The 17,533-nt window shown below is 59.9% G+C and carries 28 protein-coding genes; 1 reads left to right on the plus strand and 27 read right to left on the minus strand.

The window, feature by feature from the left end; translation table 11 throughout:
• Positions 1-203 precede the first annotated feature (203 nt).
• The 27 genes from QMO80_RS04390 to rpsL all read right to left on the minus strand — a co-directional run bounded on the left by QMO80_RS04390 (position 204) and on the right by rpsL (position 16,731).
• The gene (locus tag QMO80_RS04390; RefSeq protein ID WP_283199041.1) at positions 204-854 is read right to left on the minus strand and encodes an adenylate kinase; all 651 of its coding nucleotides are present in this window, start codon (positions 852-854) and stop codon (positions 204-206) included.
• Positions 851-2,191, minus strand: coding sequence for a preprotein translocase subunit SecY (secY, locus tag QMO80_RS04395; RefSeq protein WP_283199042.1), 1,341 nt, complete (start codon positions 2,189-2,191; stop codon positions 851-853). Before secY ends, QMO80_RS04390 begins: the two co-directional genes overlap by 4 nt.
• A gap of 232 nt (positions 2,192-2,423) precedes the next feature.
• Positions 2,424-2,900 (minus strand): 50S ribosomal protein L15, encoded by a 477-nt coding sequence (rplO, locus tag QMO80_RS04400; RefSeq protein ID WP_283199043.1) that lies wholly within the window; start codon positions 2,898-2,900, stop codon positions 2,424-2,426.
• Between the two features lie 16 nt (positions 2,901-2,916).
• Positions 2,917-3,126, minus strand: coding sequence for a 50S ribosomal protein L30 (gene rpmD / locus QMO80_RS04405; RefSeq protein WP_003547566.1), 210 nt, complete (start codon positions 3,124-3,126; stop codon positions 2,917-2,919).
• A gap of 14 nt (positions 3,127-3,140) precedes the next feature.
• Positions 3,141-3,710: a 30S ribosomal protein S5 gene (rpsE, locus tag QMO80_RS04410; protein WP_085736917.1), complete on the minus strand. Its 570-nt coding sequence runs from the start codon at positions 3,708-3,710 to the stop codon at positions 3,141-3,143.
• Positions 3,711-3,841: 131 nt separating this feature from the next.
• Positions 3,842-4,204, minus strand: coding sequence for a 50S ribosomal protein L18 (rplR, locus tag QMO80_RS04415; protein ID WP_003573785.1), 363 nt, complete (start codon positions 4,202-4,204; stop codon positions 3,842-3,844).
• Positions 4,205-4,216: 12 nt separating this feature from the next.
• Positions 4,217-4,750, minus strand: coding sequence for a 50S ribosomal protein L6 (gene rplF / locus QMO80_RS04420; protein ID WP_008521309.1), 534 nt, complete (start codon positions 4,748-4,750; stop codon positions 4,217-4,219).
• A 42-nt stretch (positions 4,751-4,792) separates the two neighbouring features.
• Positions 4,793-5,191, minus strand: coding sequence for a 30S ribosomal protein S8 (rpsH, locus tag QMO80_RS04425; RefSeq protein WP_003547562.1), 399 nt, complete (start codon positions 5,189-5,191; stop codon positions 4,793-4,795).
• Between the two features lie 12 nt (positions 5,192-5,203).
• Positions 5,204-5,509, minus strand: coding sequence for a 30S ribosomal protein S14 (gene rpsN, locus QMO80_RS04430; protein ID WP_003573787.1), 306 nt, complete (start codon positions 5,507-5,509; stop codon positions 5,204-5,206).
• 32 nt (positions 5,510-5,541) lie between these two features.
• Positions 5,542-6,099, minus strand: coding sequence for a 50S ribosomal protein L5 (gene rplE, locus QMO80_RS04435; protein WP_003573788.1), 558 nt, complete (start codon positions 6,097-6,099; stop codon positions 5,542-5,544).
• The gene (gene rplX / locus QMO80_RS04440; RefSeq protein WP_003547559.1) at positions 6,092-6,400 is read right to left on the minus strand and encodes a 50S ribosomal protein L24; all 309 of its coding nucleotides are present in this window, start codon (positions 6,398-6,400) and stop codon (positions 6,092-6,094) included. Before rplX ends, rplE begins: the two co-directional genes overlap by 8 nt.
• 12 nt (positions 6,401-6,412) lie before the next feature.
• Positions 6,413-6,781 (minus strand): 50S ribosomal protein L14, encoded by a 369-nt coding sequence (rplN, locus tag QMO80_RS04445; protein ID WP_003573790.1) that lies wholly within the window; start codon positions 6,779-6,781, stop codon positions 6,413-6,415.
• Between the two features lie 260 nt (positions 6,782-7,041).
• Positions 7,042-7,281 (minus strand): 30S ribosomal protein S17, encoded by a 240-nt coding sequence (gene rpsQ / locus QMO80_RS04450; protein ID WP_004674926.1) that lies wholly within the window; start codon positions 7,279-7,281, stop codon positions 7,042-7,044.
• A gap of 12 nt (positions 7,282-7,293) precedes the next feature.
• The gene (gene rpmC, locus QMO80_RS04455) at positions 7,294-7,494 is read right to left on the minus strand and encodes a 50S ribosomal protein L29 (protein ID WP_085736915.1); all 201 of its coding nucleotides are present in this window, start codon (positions 7,492-7,494) and stop codon (positions 7,294-7,296) included.
• A gap of 12 nt (positions 7,495-7,506) precedes the next feature.
• On the minus strand, positions 7,507-7,920 hold the full coding sequence (gene rplP, locus QMO80_RS04460) for a 50S ribosomal protein L16 (protein ID WP_003573792.1): 414 nt from the start codon (positions 7,918-7,920) through the stop codon (positions 7,507-7,509).
• Positions 7,921-7,958: 38 nt separating this feature from the next.
• The gene (rpsC, locus tag QMO80_RS04465; protein ID WP_003573793.1) at positions 7,959-8,693 is read right to left on the minus strand and encodes a 30S ribosomal protein S3; all 735 of its coding nucleotides are present in this window, start codon (positions 8,691-8,693) and stop codon (positions 7,959-7,961) included.
• Positions 8,693-9,082 (minus strand): 50S ribosomal protein L22, encoded by a 390-nt coding sequence (gene rplV, locus QMO80_RS04470; protein ID WP_003573794.1) that lies wholly within the window; start codon positions 9,080-9,082, stop codon positions 8,693-8,695. Before rplV ends, rpsC begins: the two co-directional genes overlap by 1 nt.
• A 2-nt stretch (positions 9,083-9,084) precedes the next feature.
• Entirely contained in the window at positions 9,085-9,363 is a 279-nt protein-coding gene (gene rpsS / locus QMO80_RS04475; protein WP_003573797.1) for a 30S ribosomal protein S19, read from the minus strand.
• Positions 9,364-9,378: 15 nt separating this feature from the next.
• Positions 9,379-10,215, minus strand: a complete 837-nt coding sequence (rplB, locus tag QMO80_RS04480; protein ID WP_283199044.1) for a 50S ribosomal protein L2 — start codon at positions 10,213-10,215, stop codon at positions 9,379-9,381.
• Between the two features lie 11 nt (positions 10,216-10,226).
• Positions 10,227-10,520: a 50S ribosomal protein L23 gene (locus tag QMO80_RS04485; RefSeq protein WP_003547550.1), complete on the minus strand. Its 294-nt coding sequence runs from the start codon at positions 10,518-10,520 to the stop codon at positions 10,227-10,229.
• Positions 10,517-11,137, minus strand: a complete 621-nt coding sequence (rplD, locus tag QMO80_RS04490; RefSeq protein ID WP_003578669.1) for a 50S ribosomal protein L4 — start codon at positions 11,135-11,137, stop codon at positions 10,517-10,519. The genes QMO80_RS04485 and rplD overlap by 4 nt, the downstream gene beginning before the upstream one ends.
• Positions 11,138-11,150: 13 nt before the next feature.
• A complete protein-coding gene (gene rplC / locus QMO80_RS04495) occupies positions 11,151-11,792 on the minus strand; it encodes a 50S ribosomal protein L3 (protein ID WP_003573801.1) in 642 nt (213 codons plus the stop codon).
• 33 nt (positions 11,793-11,825) lie between these two features.
• Positions 11,826-12,134 (minus strand): 30S ribosomal protein S10, encoded by a 309-nt coding sequence (rpsJ, locus tag QMO80_RS04500; protein ID WP_003547547.1) that lies wholly within the window; start codon positions 12,132-12,134, stop codon positions 11,826-11,828.
• A gap of 304 nt (positions 12,135-12,438) precedes the next feature.
• The gene (gene tuf / locus QMO80_RS04505) at positions 12,439-13,614 is read right to left on the minus strand and encodes an elongation factor Tu (RefSeq protein ID WP_010069472.1); all 1,176 of its coding nucleotides are present in this window, start codon (positions 13,612-13,614) and stop codon (positions 12,439-12,441) included.
• 68 nt (positions 13,615-13,682) lie between these two features.
• Positions 13,683-15,782 (minus strand): elongation factor G, encoded by a 2,100-nt coding sequence (gene fusA, locus QMO80_RS04510; RefSeq protein WP_283199045.1) that lies wholly within the window; start codon positions 15,780-15,782, stop codon positions 13,683-13,685.
• A 29-nt stretch (positions 15,783-15,811) separates the two neighbouring features.
• Positions 15,812-16,282 (minus strand): 30S ribosomal protein S7, encoded by a 471-nt coding sequence (rpsG, locus tag QMO80_RS04515; RefSeq protein WP_003573807.1) that lies wholly within the window; start codon positions 16,280-16,282, stop codon positions 15,812-15,814.
• A 77-nt stretch (positions 16,283-16,359) separates the two neighbouring features.
• Positions 16,360-16,731 carry a 30S ribosomal protein S12 gene (gene rpsL / locus QMO80_RS04520; protein WP_003547537.1) on the minus strand — a complete coding sequence of 124 codons (372 nt, stop codon included), beginning with the start codon at positions 16,729-16,731 and terminating at the stop codon, positions 16,360-16,362.
• 496 nt (positions 16,732-17,227) lie between these two features.
• Between rpsL and QMO80_RS04525 the strand changes: the two genes are divergently transcribed.
• Entirely contained in the window at positions 17,228-17,521 is a 294-nt protein-coding gene (locus QMO80_RS04525) for a hypothetical protein (RefSeq protein ID WP_049734097.1), read from the plus strand.
• Positions 17,522-17,533 lie beyond the last annotated feature (12 nt).

Raw genomic sequence — 17,533 nt, forward strand, 5'->3', positions numbered from 1 at the left:
CCAGTTGCCATCCGGCAAGTGGGCTTCGTTATGCGGTCTTTGGAACCGCTCGTTCAGATTTACGTCCGTAACATGTCAAAACGACCGCACCCGGACTTCCCTGGGAAATCCGCGCCGATCGCATGGAATGTCGCGAGTTGGCGCGGTGTTTAGCGGAATCACTGCTGAAAAGCAACCGTTCCGCCAAGTTTATTTTCAAAGCCTTAAAGCTTGGAAAGAATGCTTTCGACCTCGGCGGTCACCTGATCGATCTCCGCCATGCCGTCCACGGACCTAAGTTTGCCCTTGGCATGGTAATAGCCGATCAGCGGCGAGGTTTCCTTGTAGTAGACCTGCAGCCGAGCCGTCATGGTCTCCGGATTGTCGTCGGGACGGCGCTTGAAGTGCGTTGAACCGCACTTGTCGCACACGCCTTCGGCAGCCGGAACCTTGTCGGTGTCGTGGTAGACGCTGCCGCACTGCGCGCAGGAATAGCGACCGGCGACACGGCGGACCAGTTCATCGTCGTCGACACGGAATTCGATGACGACGGAGAGACCGAGACCTTTTGCTCTCAGCATCGCTTCGGTGGCATCGGCCTGGACGAGCGTCCTCGGGAAGCCGTCGAGAATGAAGCCGTTGGCGCAATCGGGCTGATCGATTCGCTCGGAGACGATGGCGATGACGATCTCGTCCGAGACGAGCTTGCCGGCGTCCATCACCGCCTTGGCGCGTTTGCCGACATCCGTGCCGGCATTCACCGCTGCGCGCAGCATGTCCCCCGTGGAAAGCTGCGGAATGCCGTGCTTTTCCACGATCCGCTGGGCCTGGGTTCCCTTACCCGCGCCCGGCGGCCCTAAAAGGATAAGTCTCATCGCCCCCTCTTTCCTCCACGCAACTTCGATTTCTTGATCAGGCCTTCGTATTGCTGCGCGATCAGGTGACCCTGGATCTGTGCAACCGTATCAAGAGTTACGCTAACCACGATCAAAAGCGAAGTCCCACCAAGGGATAATGGAATGCCGGTTTGCGACACCAGGATCTCCGGGAGAATGCAGACGAAGACGAGATAGATTGCGCCGATCACCGTGATTCGGGTCAGCACGTAGTCGATATATTCGGCGGTGCGCTCGCCCGGGCGGATGCCGGGAATGAAGCCGCCATGCTTCTTCAGATTGTCGGCCGTGTCCTTCGGATTGAAGACGATGGCCGTATAGAAGAAGGCGAAGAAGGCGATCAGCGCCGCATAAAGCACCATGTAGAGCGGCTGGCCATGGCCGAGGGCCGCGACGATCGATGTTGCCCAGGAAGGCATTGCCGTGGTGCTGGCAAAGCCTGCGACCGTTGCCGGCAAGAGCAGCAGCGACGAGGCGAAGATCGCCGGGATGACGCCCGAAGTGTTGAGCTTCAGCGGCAGGTGCGAGGTGTCGCCCTGGAACATCCGGTTGCCGACCTGGCGCTTCGGATACTGGATCAACAGCCGGCGCTGCGCACGCTCGACGAAGACGATGACGGCGATGACGGCGATCGCGACGAGGATCACCAGCAGGATGAGCGGGGTCGACAGCGCACCGGTGCGGCCGAGTTCGAGCGTGCCTGCAAGAGCTGTCGGAAGACCGGCGGCGATGCCGGCGAAGATGATCAGCGAGATGCCGTTGCCGATGCCGCGCGAGGTGATCTGCTCGCCGAGCCACATCAGGAACATCGTGCCCCCGAGCAGCGTCAGAACGGTGGAAACACGGAAGAACCAGCCCGGCTCGACGACGAGGCCCTGGCCGCTCTCGAGACCGGCGGCAATGCCGTAGGCCTGGAGCGCACCGAGGATGACCGTGCCGTAGCGGGTATACTGGTTGATGATCTTACGGCCCTGCTCACCCTCTTTCTTGAGGTTTTCGAGCGCCGGCACGACCGATGTCATGAGCTGCACGATGATCGAAGCAGAGATATAGGGCATGATGCCGAGCGCGAAAATCGCCATGCGCTGCACAGCGCCGCCCGAAAACATGTTGAAAAGGCCGAGAATGCCGCCTGACTGGCCGCGGAAAGCCTGGGCATAGGCTTCGGGATTGAGGCCCGGAAGCGGAATATGAGTGCCGAGCCTGTAAACGAGGAGAGCTGCCAGTGTGAACCACAGGCGCTTCTTCAAATCCTCGGCTTTGGCAAAGGTCGAAAAATTGAGGTTGGATGCCAATTGTTCCGCTGCAGAAGCCATGCGTTTCTCCGCGCTACCAATTCCGGCGTCTCTGGGGGATAGGCCGGCCCGGAATCAGTATGAAAATTATTCAAAACCGGGTTCAGTACGGATTGCAGCGCAACCCCATGCCTCACCCTTGTTTTAGTCTTACCGGCATGACGCGGGCGCGCCAGCCAACATTTTGTGAGGCCCACATATGGGAGCAAAATCGCCCGGTGTGAAGCACCCCGGGCGATATATCATCAGATTATTATTCGGCTGCAACAGGAGCCGAAAGCAGCGTCACGGTGCCGCCGGCCTTTTCGATCTTCTCGACGGCAGGCTTGGAGGCGCCTGCAACGACGATGGTGATCTTGGCCTTCAGCTCGCCGTCGGCGAGAACGCGAACGCCGTCCTTGGTGCGGCGGATGACGCCGGCAGCCTTGAGGGCAGCTGCGTCAACGGTCGCCTTGGCATCGAGCTTGCCGGCGTCGATCGCCGCCTGGATGCGAGCCAGCGACACAACAACAAAATCGGAAGCGAAAATGTTGTTGAAGCCGCGCTTCGGCAGGCGACGATAGATCGGCATCTGACCGCCTTCGAAGCCGTTGATGGCGACGCCCGAACGGGACTTCTGACCCTTCACACCGCGGCCAGCCGTCTTGCCGGAACCCGAGCCGATACCGCGGCCGAGGCGCTTGCGGCTGTGGGTCGAGCCTTCGTTGTCTTTAATTTCATTGAGTTTCATGAGCGTTTCCTCCGTCTCACTTCTCGTCGACGACGCGAACGAGATGCTGGACAGCACGGATCATGCCGCGAACCGAAGGAGTATCCTCCAGCGTGCGGCGACGGTGCATCTTGTTCAGTCCGAGACCGATCAGCGTGCGCTGCTGAACATCCGGACGGCGAATCGGACTGCCGATCTGCTCGATCGTGACAGTCTTCGCTTCAGCCTTCTTGGTAGCCTTGGCCATCTGTCAAACTCCTCTTATTCTTCAGAGGCGTTGCCGGAGGCGCTACGACGAGCCTGCAGCGTTGCATACTTGATGCCGCGCTGAGCTGCGATGTCCTTCGGGTGAACCTGGTGCTTCAGAGCGTCGAAAGTGGCGCGAACCATGTTGTAGGGGTTCGACGAACCAGTCGACTTGGCGACGACGTCGTGCATGCCGAGCGTTTCGAATACGGCGCGCATCGGACCGCCGGCGATGATACCGGTACCGACCTTGGCCGAGCGCAGCAGAACCTTGCCGGCGCCGTGGCGGCCATGAACGTCGTGATGCAGCGTACGGCCGTCACGCAGCGGTACGAAGATCAGTTCGCGCTTGGCTGCTTCCGTTGCCTTGCGGATGGCTTCCGGCACTTCGCGTGCCTTGCCATGACCGAAGCCGACGCGGCCCTTCTGGTCGCCGACGACGACGAGTGCTGCGAAACCGAAACGACGGCCGCCCTTGACGACCTTGGCGACGCGGTTGATCGCGACCAGCTTGTCGACGAATTCGCTATCGCGCTCTTCACGGGCCTGGCGGTCTTCCCGCTGCGGCCTTCTTTCCTGTGCCATTGTCCTCTTCCTTTTTCTTTTCCGGGTGCAATCGGCAAATAAATGTGGACCGCGTCAGCCTCCCCTTTCGGAGAGTGCCTGCGGTCCGGCGAAAATCCGGCCGGCGCCAAAAGCGTCCGGCCGGAAACTGATCAGAAGGTGAGACCGCCTTCGCGGGCTGCATCGGCGAGCGCCTTGATGCGGCCGTGATAGATGAAGGCGCCACGGTCGAACACGACCTCGGTGACACCAGCCTTCGAAGCGCGCTCTGCAACGAGCTTGCCGACGAGGGCAGCTGCTGCGGTGTCGGCACCGGTCTTCAGAGAACCGCGCAGATCCTTGTCGAGGGTCGATGCGGCGGCAAGCGTCTTGCCGGCAACATCGTCGATAACCTGAGCGTAGATGTTCTTCGAGGAGCGATGAACCGACAGGCGCGGACGGCCATTGGCCACCGACTTGAGATGACGGCGCACGCGGTTGGCACGACGTGCAAGTGCTTCTTTCCTGCTAGCCATTTCGCGTGATCCTTACTTCTTCTTGCCTTCTTTGCGGACGATCCGCTCGTCAGCGTACTTGACGCCCTTGCCCTTGTAAGGCTCAGGACCGCGATATTCGCGGATTTCGGCGGCGACCTGACCGACCTGCTGCTTATTGATGCCGGAGACAACAATTTCAGTCGGCTTCGGAACGGCGATCGTGATGCCGACCGGCGGCTCATAGATCACGTCGTGGCTGAAGCCGAGGGCCAGCTGCAGGTTCTTGCCCTGCAGGGCGGCGCGGTAACCCACGCCGTTGATTTCGAGCTTGCGCTCGAAGCCGTCCTTGACGCCCTTGAAGATGCCTTCGATCATGGTGCGGGACATGCCCCACTTCGAACGCGCATCCTTGGTCTGGTTCACGGGCGTCACGACGACCGCGTTGTTTTCGAGCTTGAGGCTGATTTCGTCGTTAGCAACGAAAAACAGTTCGCCCTTCGGGCCCTTTGCAGTCACCTTCTGGCCATCGACCGTAGCCGTGATCCCAGCAGGCACCTGAACGGGCTTTTTACCGATACGAGACATGTTTCAATCCTGTCTGTTCGCTATGGAGATCTCTGCCCGATCTTAGAAGACCGAGCAAAGAACCTCGCCGCCAACGTTCTGTTCGCGAGCCTGGTGATCGGCCATCACGCCCTTCGGAGTCGAAAGGATGGTGATGCCGAGGCCGTTCGCGACCTGCGGAATGGACTTGACCGAGACATAAACCCGGCGGCCCGGCTTGGACACACGGCCGATCTCGCGGATCACCGATGCGCCTTCATAATATTTCAGCTCGATGCTGAGTTCCGACTTGCCATTGCCGAAATCGACAACGGAATAGCCACGGATGTAGCCTTCGGACTGCAGGACATCGAGAACACGTGCACGGAGCTTGGACGCAGGCGTCGAAACCGACGACTTGCGGCGGGAAGCGCCGTTACGGATACGGGTGAGCATATCGCCCAACGGATCAGTCATTGTCATGTAACCTGCTCCTTACCAGCTCGACTTGACGATGCCCGGCACCTTGCCGAGATTGCCCAGTTCACGCAGCGCAATACGCGACATGCGCAGTTTGCGGTAATATGCGCGCGGACGCCCCGAAACTTCGCAACGGTTGCGAATACGGGTCTTCGATCCATCACGCGGCAGGGATGCCAGCTTGATCGAGGCCTTGAACCGCTCTTCGATCGGAAGAGCCTGGTTCATGATGATCGCCTTCAACGCAGCCCGCTTAGCGGCCTGGTTGGCGACCGTAGTACGGCGGCGCTTGTTCTTTTCAACTGCGCTTGTCTTCGCCATGTCAGGTTCCTTTTCTACGCTCGTCGTTACGGTTATTGACGGAACGGGAAGCTGAACTCTTTCAGAAGAGCCCGTGCTTCGTCGTCGGTCGTCGCCGTCGTGCAAACGATGATGTCCATGCCCCACATCTGATCAACCTTGTCGTAGTTGATCTCAGGGAACACAATGTGCTCCTTGATGCCCATGGCGAAGTTGCCACGGCCGTCAAAGCTTTTCGGGTTCAGGCCGCGGAAGTCGCGAACGCGCGGAAGCGCGATGTTGACCAGGCGATCCAGGAACTCGTACATGCGGGCGCCGCGCAGGGTGACCTTCGCGCCGATCGGCATCTGTTCGCGGACCTTGAAGCCTGCGATGGAGTTGCGTGCGCGGGTGATGACCGGCTTCTGGCCGGCGATCGCTGCGAGGTCGGCGGCAGCTACCGTCGGCTTCTTCGAGTCGGCGGTCGCTTCGCCGACACCCATGTTGATCACGATCTTGTCGAGCTTCGGGATCATCATCTCGTTGGCGTAGGAGAACTGCTCCTGCATCGCCTTGCGGATGCGCTCGACATATTCCTTCTTGAGCCGCGGCTCGTATTTTGCCTCAGCCATCGATCACTTCTCCAGAACGCTTGGCCACACGGACCTTCTTGCCGTCAACAACCTTGAAACCGACGCGGGTCGGCTTGCCGTCCTTGTCGATGATTGCAACGTTGGACAGGTGAACCGGGGCTTCCTTGTTGATGATGCCGGCTTCCTGGGTCTGCGTCTGGCGCTGGTGGCGCTTGACGACGTTGACGCCACGAACAACGGCACGATCTTCCTTCGGCATGACCTGGACAACTTCGCCGGTACGGCCCTTGTCCTTGCCAGCGAGCATGACGACCTTGTCGCCCTTACGAATCTTCTGCATCGCTTCCGCTCCTTACAGTACTTCGGGAGCCAGCGAGATGATCTTCATGTGGTTCTTGGCGCGAAGTTCGCGCGGAACCGGTCCGAAGATACGGGTGCCGATCGGCTCTTTCTTGTTGTCGATGAGGACTGCTGCGTTGGTGTCGAAGCGGATGACGGAGCCATCCGGACGACGGATGTCCTTGGCGGTGCGAACGACAACCGCCTTCATCACGTCACCCTTCTTCACACGGCCGCGCGGGATCGCTTCCTTGATCGAAACGACAATGACGTCGCCGATCGAGGCATACTTGCGCTTCGAGCCGCCCAGCACCTTGATGCACATGACACGACGTGCGCCGGAATTATCCGCGACGTCGAGGTTTGTTTGCATCTGAATCATATCAGGTCGCCTTCTTGGTTTACCGGAATGGTTGGGCTAGCCCCCTACTCCGGCTTATGAAAATTTTCGCCGGCCGAGCTGCCGTAACGGCAGCACAGACGCGGCAATAGCTGAATAGCGCGGGATCGATCGTGCCAGGGTGGTTTCCCGAACGGGACCTTCCGTGCGCTCAAAGCAAAAGAACGCCCGGCATTCGAGCGTTCTGACGCTGCTTCATACAGATATTTCGGCGAGACGCAAGGCCTCGCGCAAAATTCTGTTTACTTGCCCTGGGCGGCGATAACCGTCCAACGCTTGTCCTTGGAGATCGGCGCGCATTCCTCGATGGATACGGTATCGCCAATCTTGTACTGGTTGTTCTCGTCGTGGGCCTTGTACTTCTTGGAACGACGAACGGTCTTTTGGAGCAGCGGGTGAGCGAAACGACGCTCGACGCGAACCACTACCGTCTTCTCGTTCTTGTCGCCAACGACGACGCCCTGCAGGATGCGCTTCGGCATATTTTTCTTCCTTTAGGCCTTAACTTCTGCCGCCTTCTGGCGGGCAATGGTTTTCACGCGGGCAATGTCCTTGCGGACTTCGTTGATGCGCGAGGACTTTTCGAGCTGGCCGGTCGCCTTCTGGAAGCGCAGATTGAACTGCTCCTTCTTCAGGTCGGCAAGCTTGTCCTTGAGCTGGTCGGCCGTGAGGCCGCGTACTTCTTCGGCTTTCATCGTGCCTTCTCCTTACTCTGCGATGCGCTGTACAAAGCGCGTCTTGACCGAGAGCTTGGCCGATCCGAGGCGAAGCGCTTCGCGCGCGATTTCCTCGGAGACACCGTCGATCTCGAACATCATACGACCGGGCTTGACCTTGCATGCCCAGTATTCCACGGAACCCTTACCCTTACCCATACGGACTTCGGTAGGCTTTGCGGTTACCGGAACGTCCGGGAACACGCGGATCCAAACACGGCCGGCGCGCTTCATGTAACGCGTGATCGCGCGGCGTGCCGCTTCGATCTCGCGTGCGTTGACGCGGTTCGGCTCCTGGGCCTTCAGGCCGAATTCGCCGAAGGCAAGGTCGGAACCGCCCTTGGCTACGCCCTTGATGCGGCCCTTGAACTGCTTGCGGTACTTAGTACGCTTTGGCTGCAACATTTTCTTACTTCTCCGAGCTTATCTTTCGCCAGCGCTAATTACGCGTTGTCGCGTTCGCGGCGACGATCGCCACGGTCGCGTTCGCGGCTTGCCGGGCCCTGTGCGTCGCCTTCCAGCGCGCGGCGTTCGGAAGCCATCGGATCGTGCTCAAGGATTTCGCCCTTGAAGATCCAGACCTTGATGCCGCAGATACCGAATGCGGTTTCTGCTTCGGCCGTGCCGTAGTCGATGTCGGCGCGCAGCGTGTGCAGCGGCACACGACCTTCGCGGTACCATTCCGTACGGGCGATTTCAGCGCCGCCGAGACGGCCTGCGCAGGTGATCTTGATGCCTTCGGCACCAAGACGCATCGCGGACTGAACGGCGCGCTTCATGGCGCGGCGGAAAGCCACGCGGCGCTCGAGCTGCTGGGCGATCGACTGAGCGACCAGCGTTGCGTCGACTTCCGGCTTGCGCACTTCGACGATGTTGAGGTGCGTTTCCGAGTTGGTCATATCGGACAGCTTCTTACGGAGCTTGTCGATGTCTGCACCCTTGCGGCCGATGATCAGGCCCGGACGTGCCGAGTGGATCGTGACGCGGCACTTCTTGTGCGGACGCTCGATGACCACCTTGGAGATCCCGGCCTGCTTCAGTTCGCTCATGACGAACTTGCGCATCTTCAGGTCTTCGTGCAGCAGCTGGCCGTACTCGGCATTGTCCGCAAACCAGCGGCTATCCCAGGTACGGTTGATGCCGAGACGGAAACCGATTGGATTGATTTTCTGACCCATTATGCGGCCTCCTCTACTGCCTGCACTTCACGGACGACGATCGTCAGGTGCGCGAAGGGCTTTTCGATGCGCGACGCGCGACCGCGGCCACGAGCGTGGAAGCGCTTCATGACGATCGACTTGCCGACATAGGCCTCGGCGACGACAAGTGCGTCGACGTCGAGATCGTGGTTGTTCTCGGCGTTGGCGATCGCAGATTCGAGCGTCTTCTTGACGGCGCCTGCGATACGCTTGCGGGAGAACTCCAGCTCAGCGAGTGCACGCTCGACCTTCTTGCCGCGGATAGCCGCAGCAACCAGGTTGAGCTTCTGGGGGCTGACGCGGAGCGTGCGGGCGACTGCTTGCGCCTCGTTGTCCTTCAGCCGGCGTTCGGCTTTTGCCTTGCCCATTGTTACTTCCTCTTCGCCTTCTTGTCCGCGCCGTGACCGTAGTAGGTGCGGGTCGGAGAGAATTCACCGAATTTGTGACCGACCATGTCTTCATTGACGCTGACCGGGATATGCTTGCTGCCGTTGTAGACGCCGAAGGTAAGACCGACGAACTGCGGCAGGATCGTGGAGCGACGGCTCCAGATCTTGATCACTTCTGCACGTCCGCCTTCACGAACCTTCTCAGCCTTCTTGAGAAGATAGCCGTCAACGAACGGACCTTTCCATACTGAACGAGCCATTGGAGACTTCCTCTCTTACTTCTTACGCTGATGACGCGAGCGCATGATCATCTTGTCGGTCGACTTGTTCGACCGGGTGCGCTTGCCCTTGGTCGGCTTGCCCCACGGTGTCACCGGATGGCGACCACCGGAGGTGCGGCCTTCACCACCGCCGTGCGGGTGGTCGACCGGGTTCATGACGACACCGCGGTTGTGCGGACGCTTGCCGCGCCAAACGGTACGACCGGCCTTGCCGTCGTTGATGTTGGCGTGGTCAGGGTTGGAGACGGCGCCGATCGAAGCAAGGCAGGAGCCGTGCACGAGACGCTGTTCACCGGAGTTCAGGCGAAGGATCGCCATGCCCTGGTCGCGACCGACGAGCTGTGCGTAGCCACCGGCGGAGCGAGCGATCTGACCACCCTTGCCCGGCTTCATTTCCACGTTGTGGATGATGGAGCCGACCGGGATGAACTGCAGCGGCATGGTGTTGCCGGGCTTGACGTCGACAGCCTTCTCGGAAGCGATGACCTTGTCACCGGCAGCGAGGCGCTGAGGAGCGAGGATGTAAGCCTTCGCGCCGTCAGCATAGACCACCAGCGCGATGAAAGCCGTGCGGTTCGGGTCGTATTCGATACGCTCGACCGTGCCTTCGACGTCGAACTTGCGACGCTTGAAGTCGATCAGACGATAGGTGCGCTTGTGACCGCCGCCGATGAAGCGGGCGGTGATGCGGCCGAGGTTGTTACGACCGCCGCTCTTGGTCAGGCCTTCCGTCAGCGCCTTGACCGGCTTGCCCTTGTAGAGGGCCGAACGGTCGACGATGACCAGCTGGCGCTGGCTCGGGGTGATCGGATTGAATGTTTTCAATGCCATTTTCTTATACCTCAGAGACCGGTGGAGACGTCGATCGTCTGGCCTTCAGCCAGGGTCACAACAGCCTTCTTCACGTCCTTCTGCTTGCCGACGAAACCGCGGAACCGCTTGGTCTTGCCCTTGCGCAGCAGAGTGTTGACAGCCGTGACCTTGACGCCGAACAGCGCCTCGACAGCAGCCTTGATTTCCGGCTTCGTCGCCTGCTTGGCGACATTGAAAACAACCTGGTTGTTTTCGGAGACCAGCGTGGACTTTTCGGTGATCGCCGGAGAGACGATCACATCGTAGTGGCGAAGATCGGTCACTTGAATCGCTCCTCTAGCGCTTCAACCGCAGCCTTGGAAAGCACGAGCTTGCCGCGGCGCACGATGTCGTAAACGTTGATGCCCTGGATCGGCAGAACATCGATGTTCGGGATGTTCTGAGCTGCGAGCTTGAAGTTGCCATCAAGTTCTGCGCCGCCGATGAAGAGGGCGTTGGTCAGGCCGAGCGTCTCGAATACGGACGCGAGAGCCTTGGTCTTGGCTTCAGCGGCAACCAGGTTGTCGATGACGATGACGTCATCGGCCTTGATCTTGGCCGAAAGGGCGTGGCGAAGGCCGAGTGCGCGAACCTTCTTCGGAAGGTCGTGCTCATGGCTGCGAACGACCGGGCCGTGAGCCTTGCCGCCGCCGCGGAACTGCGGAGCGCGAGCCGAATGGTGGCGGGCGCGGCCCGTACCCTTCTGCTTGTACATCTTGGCGCCGGTGCGCGAAACTTCAGCGCGGCCCTTTGCCTTGTGGGTGCCCTGCTGCTTCTTGGCAAGCTGCCAGCGAATGACGCGGGCGAGAATGTCTTCGCGGGGCTCGAGGCCGAAAATCGCATCAGAAAGAGAAACCTTCCCTGCGTCTTTTCCCTCGAGGGTCTTGACGTTGAATTCCATTGGTCCGGCTCCCTTACTTCGCTGCCGACTTGACGGCATCGCGCACGATGATCCAGGCACCCTTGGAACCGGGTACTGCACCCTTGATCAGGATCAGACCGCGATCTTCATCGGTCGAAACCACTTCCAGGTTCTGAGTCGTTACGCGCGTCTGGCCCATGTGACCAGCCATCTTCTTGTTCTTGAAAACTTTGCCCGGATCCTGGCGCGAGCCGGTCGAACCGTGCGAGCGGTGCGAAACCGACACACCGTGCGTGGCGCGGAGACCGCCGAAACCGTGGCGCTTCATGGCGCCGGCAAAACCCTTACCGATCGTCGTGCCCGTCACGTCGACGAGCTGACCGGCTGCAAAGTGACCGGCTTTAAGCTCCGTGCCGATCTCCAGAAGATTGTCTTCCGAGACACGGAATTCCTGAAGCTTCGCCTTCGGCTCGACGTTGGCGACAGCAAAGTTGCCGCGCATCGCCTTCGACGTGTTCTTCACCTTCGCCTGGCCGGCACCGAGCTGAACTGCGGTATAGCCATTCTTTTCGACAGTACGCGTGGCAACGACCTGGACGGCCTCCATGCGCAATACCGTTACCGGGACATGCTCGCCGGCGTCGTTATAGACGCGGGTCATTCCCACCTTCTGTGCAATCACACCTGAACGCATCGGTTCAATCCTTCCAACTCAGCTCGAGCAAGCTCAGAGCTTGATCTCAACATCGACACCAGCGGCGAGATCGAGCTTCATCAGCGCGTCCACCGTCTGCGGGGTCGGGTCTACGATGTCGAGAAGGCGCTTGTGCGTGCGCATCTCGAACTGTTCGCGGCTCTTCTTGTCGATGTGCGGGGACCGGTTGACCGTAAACTTCTCGATGCGGGTCGGAAGCGGAACGGGGCCCCGGACGCTTGCACCGGTGCGCTTCGCCGTCGACACGATCTCGCGCGTAGAAGCATCGAGAATCCGGTGATCGAACGCCTTCAGGCGAATGCGGATATTTTGGCCGTTCATTCGACGTTATCCTTGTGTTTGTTTTCCACGCATCTCTGGGCAAGACACGGGTTGTTCTTTCTTCCTAAGGCGGACCACCGGTTTCAAAGATCGAGAGGGCGCCGATAGCGGAACCCTATCCAGTCTTCAGGGCCTTCTAGCCCACCTTATTGCTTGTTTACTCGCCGCTTTGTCATCCAAAGCAGTGCGCAAATCGCGCTCGCGCGCCATTTGCTATATTTCTGTGTAATAAGCAAGCGGCTTGCGCCGCCTGCTTCATAATAATGTCATCGAATCGGCCACTCCGCCGGAGCGGCCGAAGGAATTACTCGACGATCGAGGCAACGATGCCGGCGCCGACGGTGCGGCCGCCTTCGCGGATGGCGAAGCGCAGCTTTTCTTCCATCGCGATCGGAACGATCAGCTCGACGGCAACCGTGACGTTGTCGCCCGGCATGACCATCTCCGTGCCCTCAGGCAGCGTGACGATGCCGGTCACGTCAGTCGTGCGGAAGTAGAACTGCGGACGGTAATTGGTGAAGAACGGCGTATGACGGCCACCCTCTTCCTTCGTCAGGATGTAGGCTTCCGCCATGAACTTCTTGTGCGGCTTGACAGAGCCCGGCTTGCACAGGATCTGGCCACGCTCGACACCGTCACGGTTCACACCGCGAACCAGCGCGCCGATGTTGTCGCCGGCCTGGCCCTGATCGAGCAGCTTGCGGAACATTTCAACGCCGGTCACCGTCGTCTTCGAGGTCGCGCGGATGCCGACGATCTCGACTTCTTCGCCAACCTTGACGATGCCACGCTCGACGCGGCCGGTCACGACCGTGCCGCGGCCCGAGATCGAGAACACGTCTTCGATCGGCATCAGGAACGGCTGGTCGATCGGACGCTCAGGCGTCGGGATGTAAGAGTCGACCGCAGCCATCAGCTCGCGGATCGCGTCTTCGCCGATCTTCTTGTCGCTGTCTTCGAGAGCGGCCAGCGCCGAACCCTTGACTACAGGGATATCGTCGCCCGGGAAGTCGTAGGACGACAGCAGTTCGCGAACTTCGAGCTCGACCAGTTCGAGAAGCTCGGCGTCGTCAACCTGGTCGACCTTGTTCAGGAACACAACGATCGCCGGAACGCCGACCTGGCGGGCCAGCAGAATGTGCTCGCGCGTCTGCGGCATCGGGCCGTCAGCGGCCGAGCATACCAGGATCGCGCCGTCCATCTGGGCAGCACCGGTGATCATGTTCTTGACGTAGTCGGCGTGGCCGGGGCAGTCGACGTGCGCGTAGTGGCGGGCCGGCGTCTCATATTCGACGTGCGCCGTCGAAATGGTGATGCCACGGGCCTTTTCTTCCGGAGCAGCGTCGATCTGGTCGTACGCCTTGAACTCACCGAAGTACTTCGTGATCGCTGCCGTCAGAGACGTCTTGCCGTGGTCAACGTGGCCGATCGTGCCGATGTTGACATGCGGCTTGTTGCGCTCAAACTTACTCTTTGCCATTTTCGGCTCTCCGTTTTGCTAGTCCCCGAGGGGTTCTAATTCTTGTTATCGGTCAATTGGTATTCCGGTCACTTCTGACCGGAATACTTTGCCTGGATTTCTGTTGCGACGTTCGACGGGACCGGCGAATAGTGATCGAAGGTCATCGTGTACTGGGCGCGGCCCTGAGACATGGAGCGCAGGTTGTCGACGTACTTGAACATGTTCGCGAGCGGGACGTTCGCGTTGATGACGACGGCGATACCACGGCTTTCCTGGCCCTGGATCTGACCGCGACGGGAGTTCAGGTCGCCGATGACGTCGCCGACATAATCTTCCGGGGTCACGACTTCGACCTTCATCATCGGCTCGAGCAGCTGAGCGCCGGCCTTCTTGGCTGCTTCACGGAAGCAGGCACGCGAGGCGATTTCGAAGGCGAGAACCGAGGAGTCGACGTCGTGGAAGGCGCCGTCGATGAGGGTTGCCTTGACGCCGAGCATCGGGAAGCCCGCGAGCGGGCCCGAAGACAGGACGCTTTCGATGCCCTTCTGGACGCCGGGGATGTATTCCTTCGGGACGGAACCGCCGACGATCTTCGATTCGAACTTGAAGTCGTCGCCATCCGGGTTCGGTTCGAAGATGATCTTGACGCGCGCGAACTGGCCGGTACCACCGGACTGCTTCTTGTGCGTGTAGTCTTCTTCGTGCTGGCGCGTGATGGTTTCGCGGTAGGCAACCTGCGGCGCGCCGACGGTTGCTTCGACCTTGAATTCACGACGCATGCGGTCGACGATGATGTCGAGATGCAGTTCGCCCATGCCGGCGATGATGGTCTGGCCGGATTCCTGGTCGGTCTTGACGCGGAAGGACGGATCTTCTGCAGCCAGGCGGTTGAGCGCGAGGCCCATCTTTTCCTGGTCGCCCTTGGTCTTCGGCTCGATGGCGATCTGGATGACCGGCTCGGGGAATTCCATGCGCTCGAGGATAACCGGCTTCAGCGGATCGCAGAGCGTGTCGCCCGTCGTGGTTTCCTTGAGGCCGGCAAGAGCGACGATGTCGCCTGCGAAGGCTTCTTCGATGTCTTCACGCGAGTTGGAGTGCATCTGCAGCATGCGGCCGACGCGCTCGCGCTTGTCCTTGACCGTGTTCATGACCGACGCGCCCTTTTCGAGCTTGCCGGAGTAGATGCGGGCGAAGGTCAGCGAACCGACGAAGGGGTCGTTCATGATCTTGAATGCGAGCATGGAGAGCGGCTCGTTGTCATCGGCATGACGCTCGATGTCAGCTTCCGTCTTGAAGTCGATGCCCTTGATCGCCGGGATGTCCATCGGCGACGGCAGGTAGTCGACGACGGCGTCGAGCAGCGGCTGCACGCCCTTGTTCTTGAAGGCGGTGCCGCAGAACATCGGGTGGAACTTGACGTCGATCGTGCCGCGGCGAACGAGCTCGCGGATCTTGTCGTTGTCGGGCAGAACACCTTCGAGATAGGCTTCCATCGCGGCTTCGTCGATGTCGACGACCGTTTCGATCAGCTTTTCGCGATATTCTTCAGCCTTGGCCTTCATGTCCTCGGGGATCTCGACGACATCCCACTGGGCGCCGAGCGATTCGTCGCGCCAGATGAGAGCGTTCATCTCGATCAGGTCGATGACGCCCTTGAAGTCGCTTTCCGCGCCGATCGGCAGCTGCATGACGACAGCCGTTGCGCCGAGGCGGGTCTTGATCATCTCGACCGAGCGGTAGAAGTCGGCACCGGTCTTGTCCATCTTGTTGCAGAAGATCATCCGCGGGACATTGTACTTCTCAGCCTGGCGCCAGACGGTTTCCGTCTGCGGCTCGACACCGGCGTTGGCGTCGAGCAGCGCGATGGCGCCGTCGAGAACGCGCAGCGAACGCTCGACTTCGATGGTGAAGTCGACGTGGCCGGGGGTGTCGATGATGTTGAAGCGGCGCATCTTGCCGTCACGGCCCTTCCAGAAGGTCGTGGTGGCAGCAGAGGTGATCGTGATGCCACGCTCCTGCTCCTGCTCCATCCAGTCCATGGTGGCTGCGCCGTCGTGGACTTCGCCGATCTTGTGCGACTTGCCGGTGTAATAGAGAATACGCTCGGTGGTCGTGGTCTTGCCGGCGTCGATGTGCGCCATGATACCGAAATTACGGTAGTCTTCGATCTTATATTCGCGAGCCATTGTGGACTGCCTTTCGATACCGTTCGGAATTACCAGCGATAGTGCGAGAATGCACGGTTGGCGTCAGCCATCTTGTGCGTGTCTTCGCGCTTCTTGACGGCGGAGCCGCGGTTGTTGGACGCATCGAGCAGTTCACCGGACAGGCGATCGATCATGGTGGTTTCATTGCGCTTGCGGGCGGCGGCAATCAGCCAGCGAATGGCGAGAGCCTGGCGGCGCTCCGGACGAACATCGACCGGCACCTGATAGGTCGCACCACCGACGCGGCGCGAGCGGACTTCAACGTGCGGAGCAATGTTGTCGAGCGCAGAATGGAATACCGTGAGCGGCTCCTGCTTGGACTTGCCCTGGACGACGTCGAACGCGCCATAGACAATGTTTTCAGCAACGGACTTCTTGCCGTCGAGCATGATGGCATTCATGAACTTGGTGACGACGAGATCACCGAACTTCGGATCCGGATTGATCTCGCGCTTTTCTGCTTTATGACGTCTGGACATAGTTTTCGTCTCTTCAACCGTTAAGGCGCTTCATCACGCGGAGGACCTCGCGCAGCGCCGAATTATTCAAAACCGAATTACTTCGGACGCTTCGCGCCGTACTTGGAGCGGCGCTGCTTGCGGTTCTTGACACCCTGGGTATCGAGAACGCCGCGGATGATGTGATAACGGACACCCGGAAGGTCCTTGACGCGGCCGCCACGGATCATGACGACAGAGTGCTCCTGAAGGTTGTGACCTTCGCCGGGGATGTAACCAATGACTTCGAAGCCGTTGGTCAGGCGGATCTTTGCGACCTTACGCAGAGCCGAGTTCGGCTTCTTCGGCGTGGTCGTGTAAACGCGCGTGCAAACGCCGCGCTTCTGCGGGTTCTCCTGGAGTGCGGGAACCTTATTACGCTTTACGTTCGCCTGGCGAGGCTTGCGGATCAGCTGGTTTACGGTAGGCATTCAACCATCCCTTACGTTTATCTCAGTACCCTTGCGGGCTTGAACTCGCGCCGTCTCCGGCAGTGACGCATGCTTTCCGTCAATGCGCAAAATATGGCCCGATCCGCTTCCGCAGATGGACCACAAGGAGCAGAGGACGCATAAATACGCGTCGTGCGTGCAGCATCATGACTTCAACGTGCGTTTAGAACCTTGTTTGAGGTGAACTTCAGGGCGCGTCGCCCCGAACAGCCAAGCCTCACATGGGATCTGATGGCCGGGGTACTACTGGTTTCCACCCCTCTCGTCAAGGCCGGTTAAGAAATAAACTCGCCGTATCGCCTTGATCTCAGGGCCTAACGGCCTGATTTCATCCTTCTAGACGAAATGGCGGCCATGTACCAAGATAAAAACTTGGGCATCGCGGCAAAAGCAGTTAAGGAATCAGCAATTGCGGCGTGCGGCCCTCTCAGAAGGATTCGAGCGACCGAATCGTCAAAGAGCCGAAGGACAGGCGATGATTACGACACCTGATAACGACAACAATTTCGACGGGCCGATGATCTTCATCATCATCGGCAAGGGCTACGAGTCCGACGACAGCGACGGCATCGACCTGCACATCATGCTGAAGGCGCCCGACGACGACACAGCGGTCCGCGAGGCTTTGAACGCCCTTGCCGAGGAAGGCTTCATCGAGGCCGATCTCGACCAGATCGGCATGCTGACCGAGGTGCCCGCCGAGGAGCCGCACGCCTCTGCCTACCAGGGCGCCGTCGATGGTGAGGTCGCGATCATCCGCTTCAACTGACGGGAGCCGCCG

The organism is Rhizobium sp. BT03, from assembly GCF_030053155.1.
Lineage (GTDB): Bacteria > Pseudomonadota > Alphaproteobacteria > Rhizobiales > Rhizobiaceae > Rhizobium.

What these genes read in the sequence shown, in the direction of transcription:
- QMO80_RS04390 (WP_283199041.1), bottom strand. Translation starts at nt 854, where the DNA reads ATGAGACTTATCCTTTTAGGGCCGCCGGGCGCGGGTAAGGGAACCCAG.
- secY (WP_283199042.1), bottom strand. Translation starts at nt 2,191, where the DNA reads ATGGCTTCTGCAGCGGAACAATTGGCATCCAACCTCAATTTTTCGACC.
- rplO (WP_283199043.1), bottom strand. Translation starts at nt 2,900, where the DNA reads ATGAAACTCAATGAAATTAAAGACAACGAAGGCTCGACCCACAGCCGC.
- rpmD (WP_003547566.1), bottom strand. Translation starts at nt 3,126, where the DNA reads ATGGCCAAGGCTACCAAGAAGGCTGAAGCGAAGACTGTCACGATCGAG.
- rpsE (WP_085736917.1), bottom strand. Translation starts at nt 3,710, where the DNA reads ATGGCACAGGAAAGAAGGCCGCAGCGGGAAGACCGCCAGGCCCGTGAA.
- rplR (WP_003573785.1), bottom strand. Translation starts at nt 4,204, where the DNA reads ATGGCTAGCAGGAAAGAAGCACTTGCACGTCGTGCCAACCGCGTGCGC.
- rplF (WP_008521309.1), bottom strand. Translation starts at nt 4,750, where the DNA reads ATGTCTCGTATCGGTAAAAAGCCCGTTCAGGTGCCTGCTGGGATCACG.
- rpsH (WP_003547562.1), bottom strand. Translation starts at nt 5,191, where the DNA reads ATGACAATGACTGATCCGTTGGGCGATATGCTCACCCGTATCCGTAAC.
- rpsN (WP_003573787.1), bottom strand. Translation starts at nt 5,509, where the DNA reads ATGGCGAAGACAAGCGCAGTTGAAAAGAACAAGCGCCGCCGTACTACG.
- rplE (WP_003573788.1), bottom strand. Translation starts at nt 6,099, where the DNA reads ATGGCTGAGGCAAAATACGAGCCGCGGCTCAAGAAGGAATATGTCGAG.
- rplX (WP_003547559.1), bottom strand. Translation starts at nt 6,400, where the DNA reads ATGCAGAAGATTCGTAAGGGCGACAAGGTCGTCATGCTCGCTGGCAAG.
- rplN (WP_003573790.1), bottom strand. Translation starts at nt 6,781, where the DNA reads ATGATTCAGATGCAAACAAACCTCGACGTCGCGGATAATTCCGGCGCA.
- rpsQ (WP_004674926.1), bottom strand. Translation starts at nt 7,281, where the DNA reads ATGCCGAAGCGCATCCTGCAGGGCGTCGTCGTTGGCGACAAGAACGAG.
- rpmC (WP_085736915.1), bottom strand. Translation starts at nt 7,494, where the DNA reads ATGAAAGCCGAAGAAGTACGCGGCCTCACGGCCGACCAGCTCAAGGAC.
- rplP (WP_003573792.1), bottom strand. Translation starts at nt 7,920, where the DNA reads ATGTTGCAGCCAAAGCGTACTAAGTACCGCAAGCAGTTCAAGGGCCGC.
- rpsC (WP_003573793.1), bottom strand. Translation starts at nt 8,693, where the DNA reads ATGGGTCAGAAAATCAATCCAATCGGTTTCCGTCTCGGCATCAACCGT.
- rplV (WP_003573794.1), bottom strand. Translation starts at nt 9,082, where the DNA reads ATGGGCAAGGCAAAAGCCGAACGCCGGCTGAAGGACAACGAGGCGCAA.
- rpsS (WP_003573797.1), bottom strand. Translation starts at nt 9,363, where the DNA reads ATGGCTCGTTCAGTATGGAAAGGTCCGTTCGTTGACGGCTATCTTCTC.
- rplB (WP_283199044.1), bottom strand. Translation starts at nt 10,215, where the DNA reads ATGGCATTGAAAACATTCAATCCGATCACCCCGAGCCAGCGCCAGCTG.
- rplD (WP_003578669.1), bottom strand. Translation starts at nt 11,137, where the DNA reads ATGGAATTCAACGTCAAGACCCTCGAGGGAAAAGACGCAGGGAAGGTT.
- rplC (WP_003573801.1), bottom strand. Translation starts at nt 11,792, where the DNA reads ATGCGTTCAGGTGTGATTGCACAGAAGGTGGGAATGACCCGCGTCTAT.
- rpsJ (WP_003547547.1), bottom strand. Translation starts at nt 12,134, where the DNA reads ATGAACGGCCAAAATATCCGCATTCGCCTGAAGGCGTTCGATCACCGG.
- tuf (WP_010069472.1), bottom strand. Translation starts at nt 13,614, where the DNA reads ATGGCAAAGAGTAAGTTTGAGCGCAACAAGCCGCATGTCAACATCGGC.
- fusA (WP_283199045.1), bottom strand. Translation starts at nt 15,782, where the DNA reads ATGGCTCGCGAATATAAGATCGAAGACTACCGTAATTTCGGTATCATG.
- rpsG (WP_003573807.1), bottom strand. Translation starts at nt 16,282, where the DNA reads ATGTCCAGACGTCATAAAGCAGAAAAGCGCGAGATCAATCCGGATCCG.
- rpsL (WP_003547537.1), bottom strand. Translation starts at nt 16,731, where the DNA reads ATGCCTACCGTAAACCAGCTGATCCGCAAGCCTCGCCAGGCGAACGTA.
- QMO80_RS04525 (WP_049734097.1), top strand. Translation starts at nt 17,228, where the DNA reads ATGATTACGACACCTGATAACGACAACAATTTCGACGGGCCGATGATC.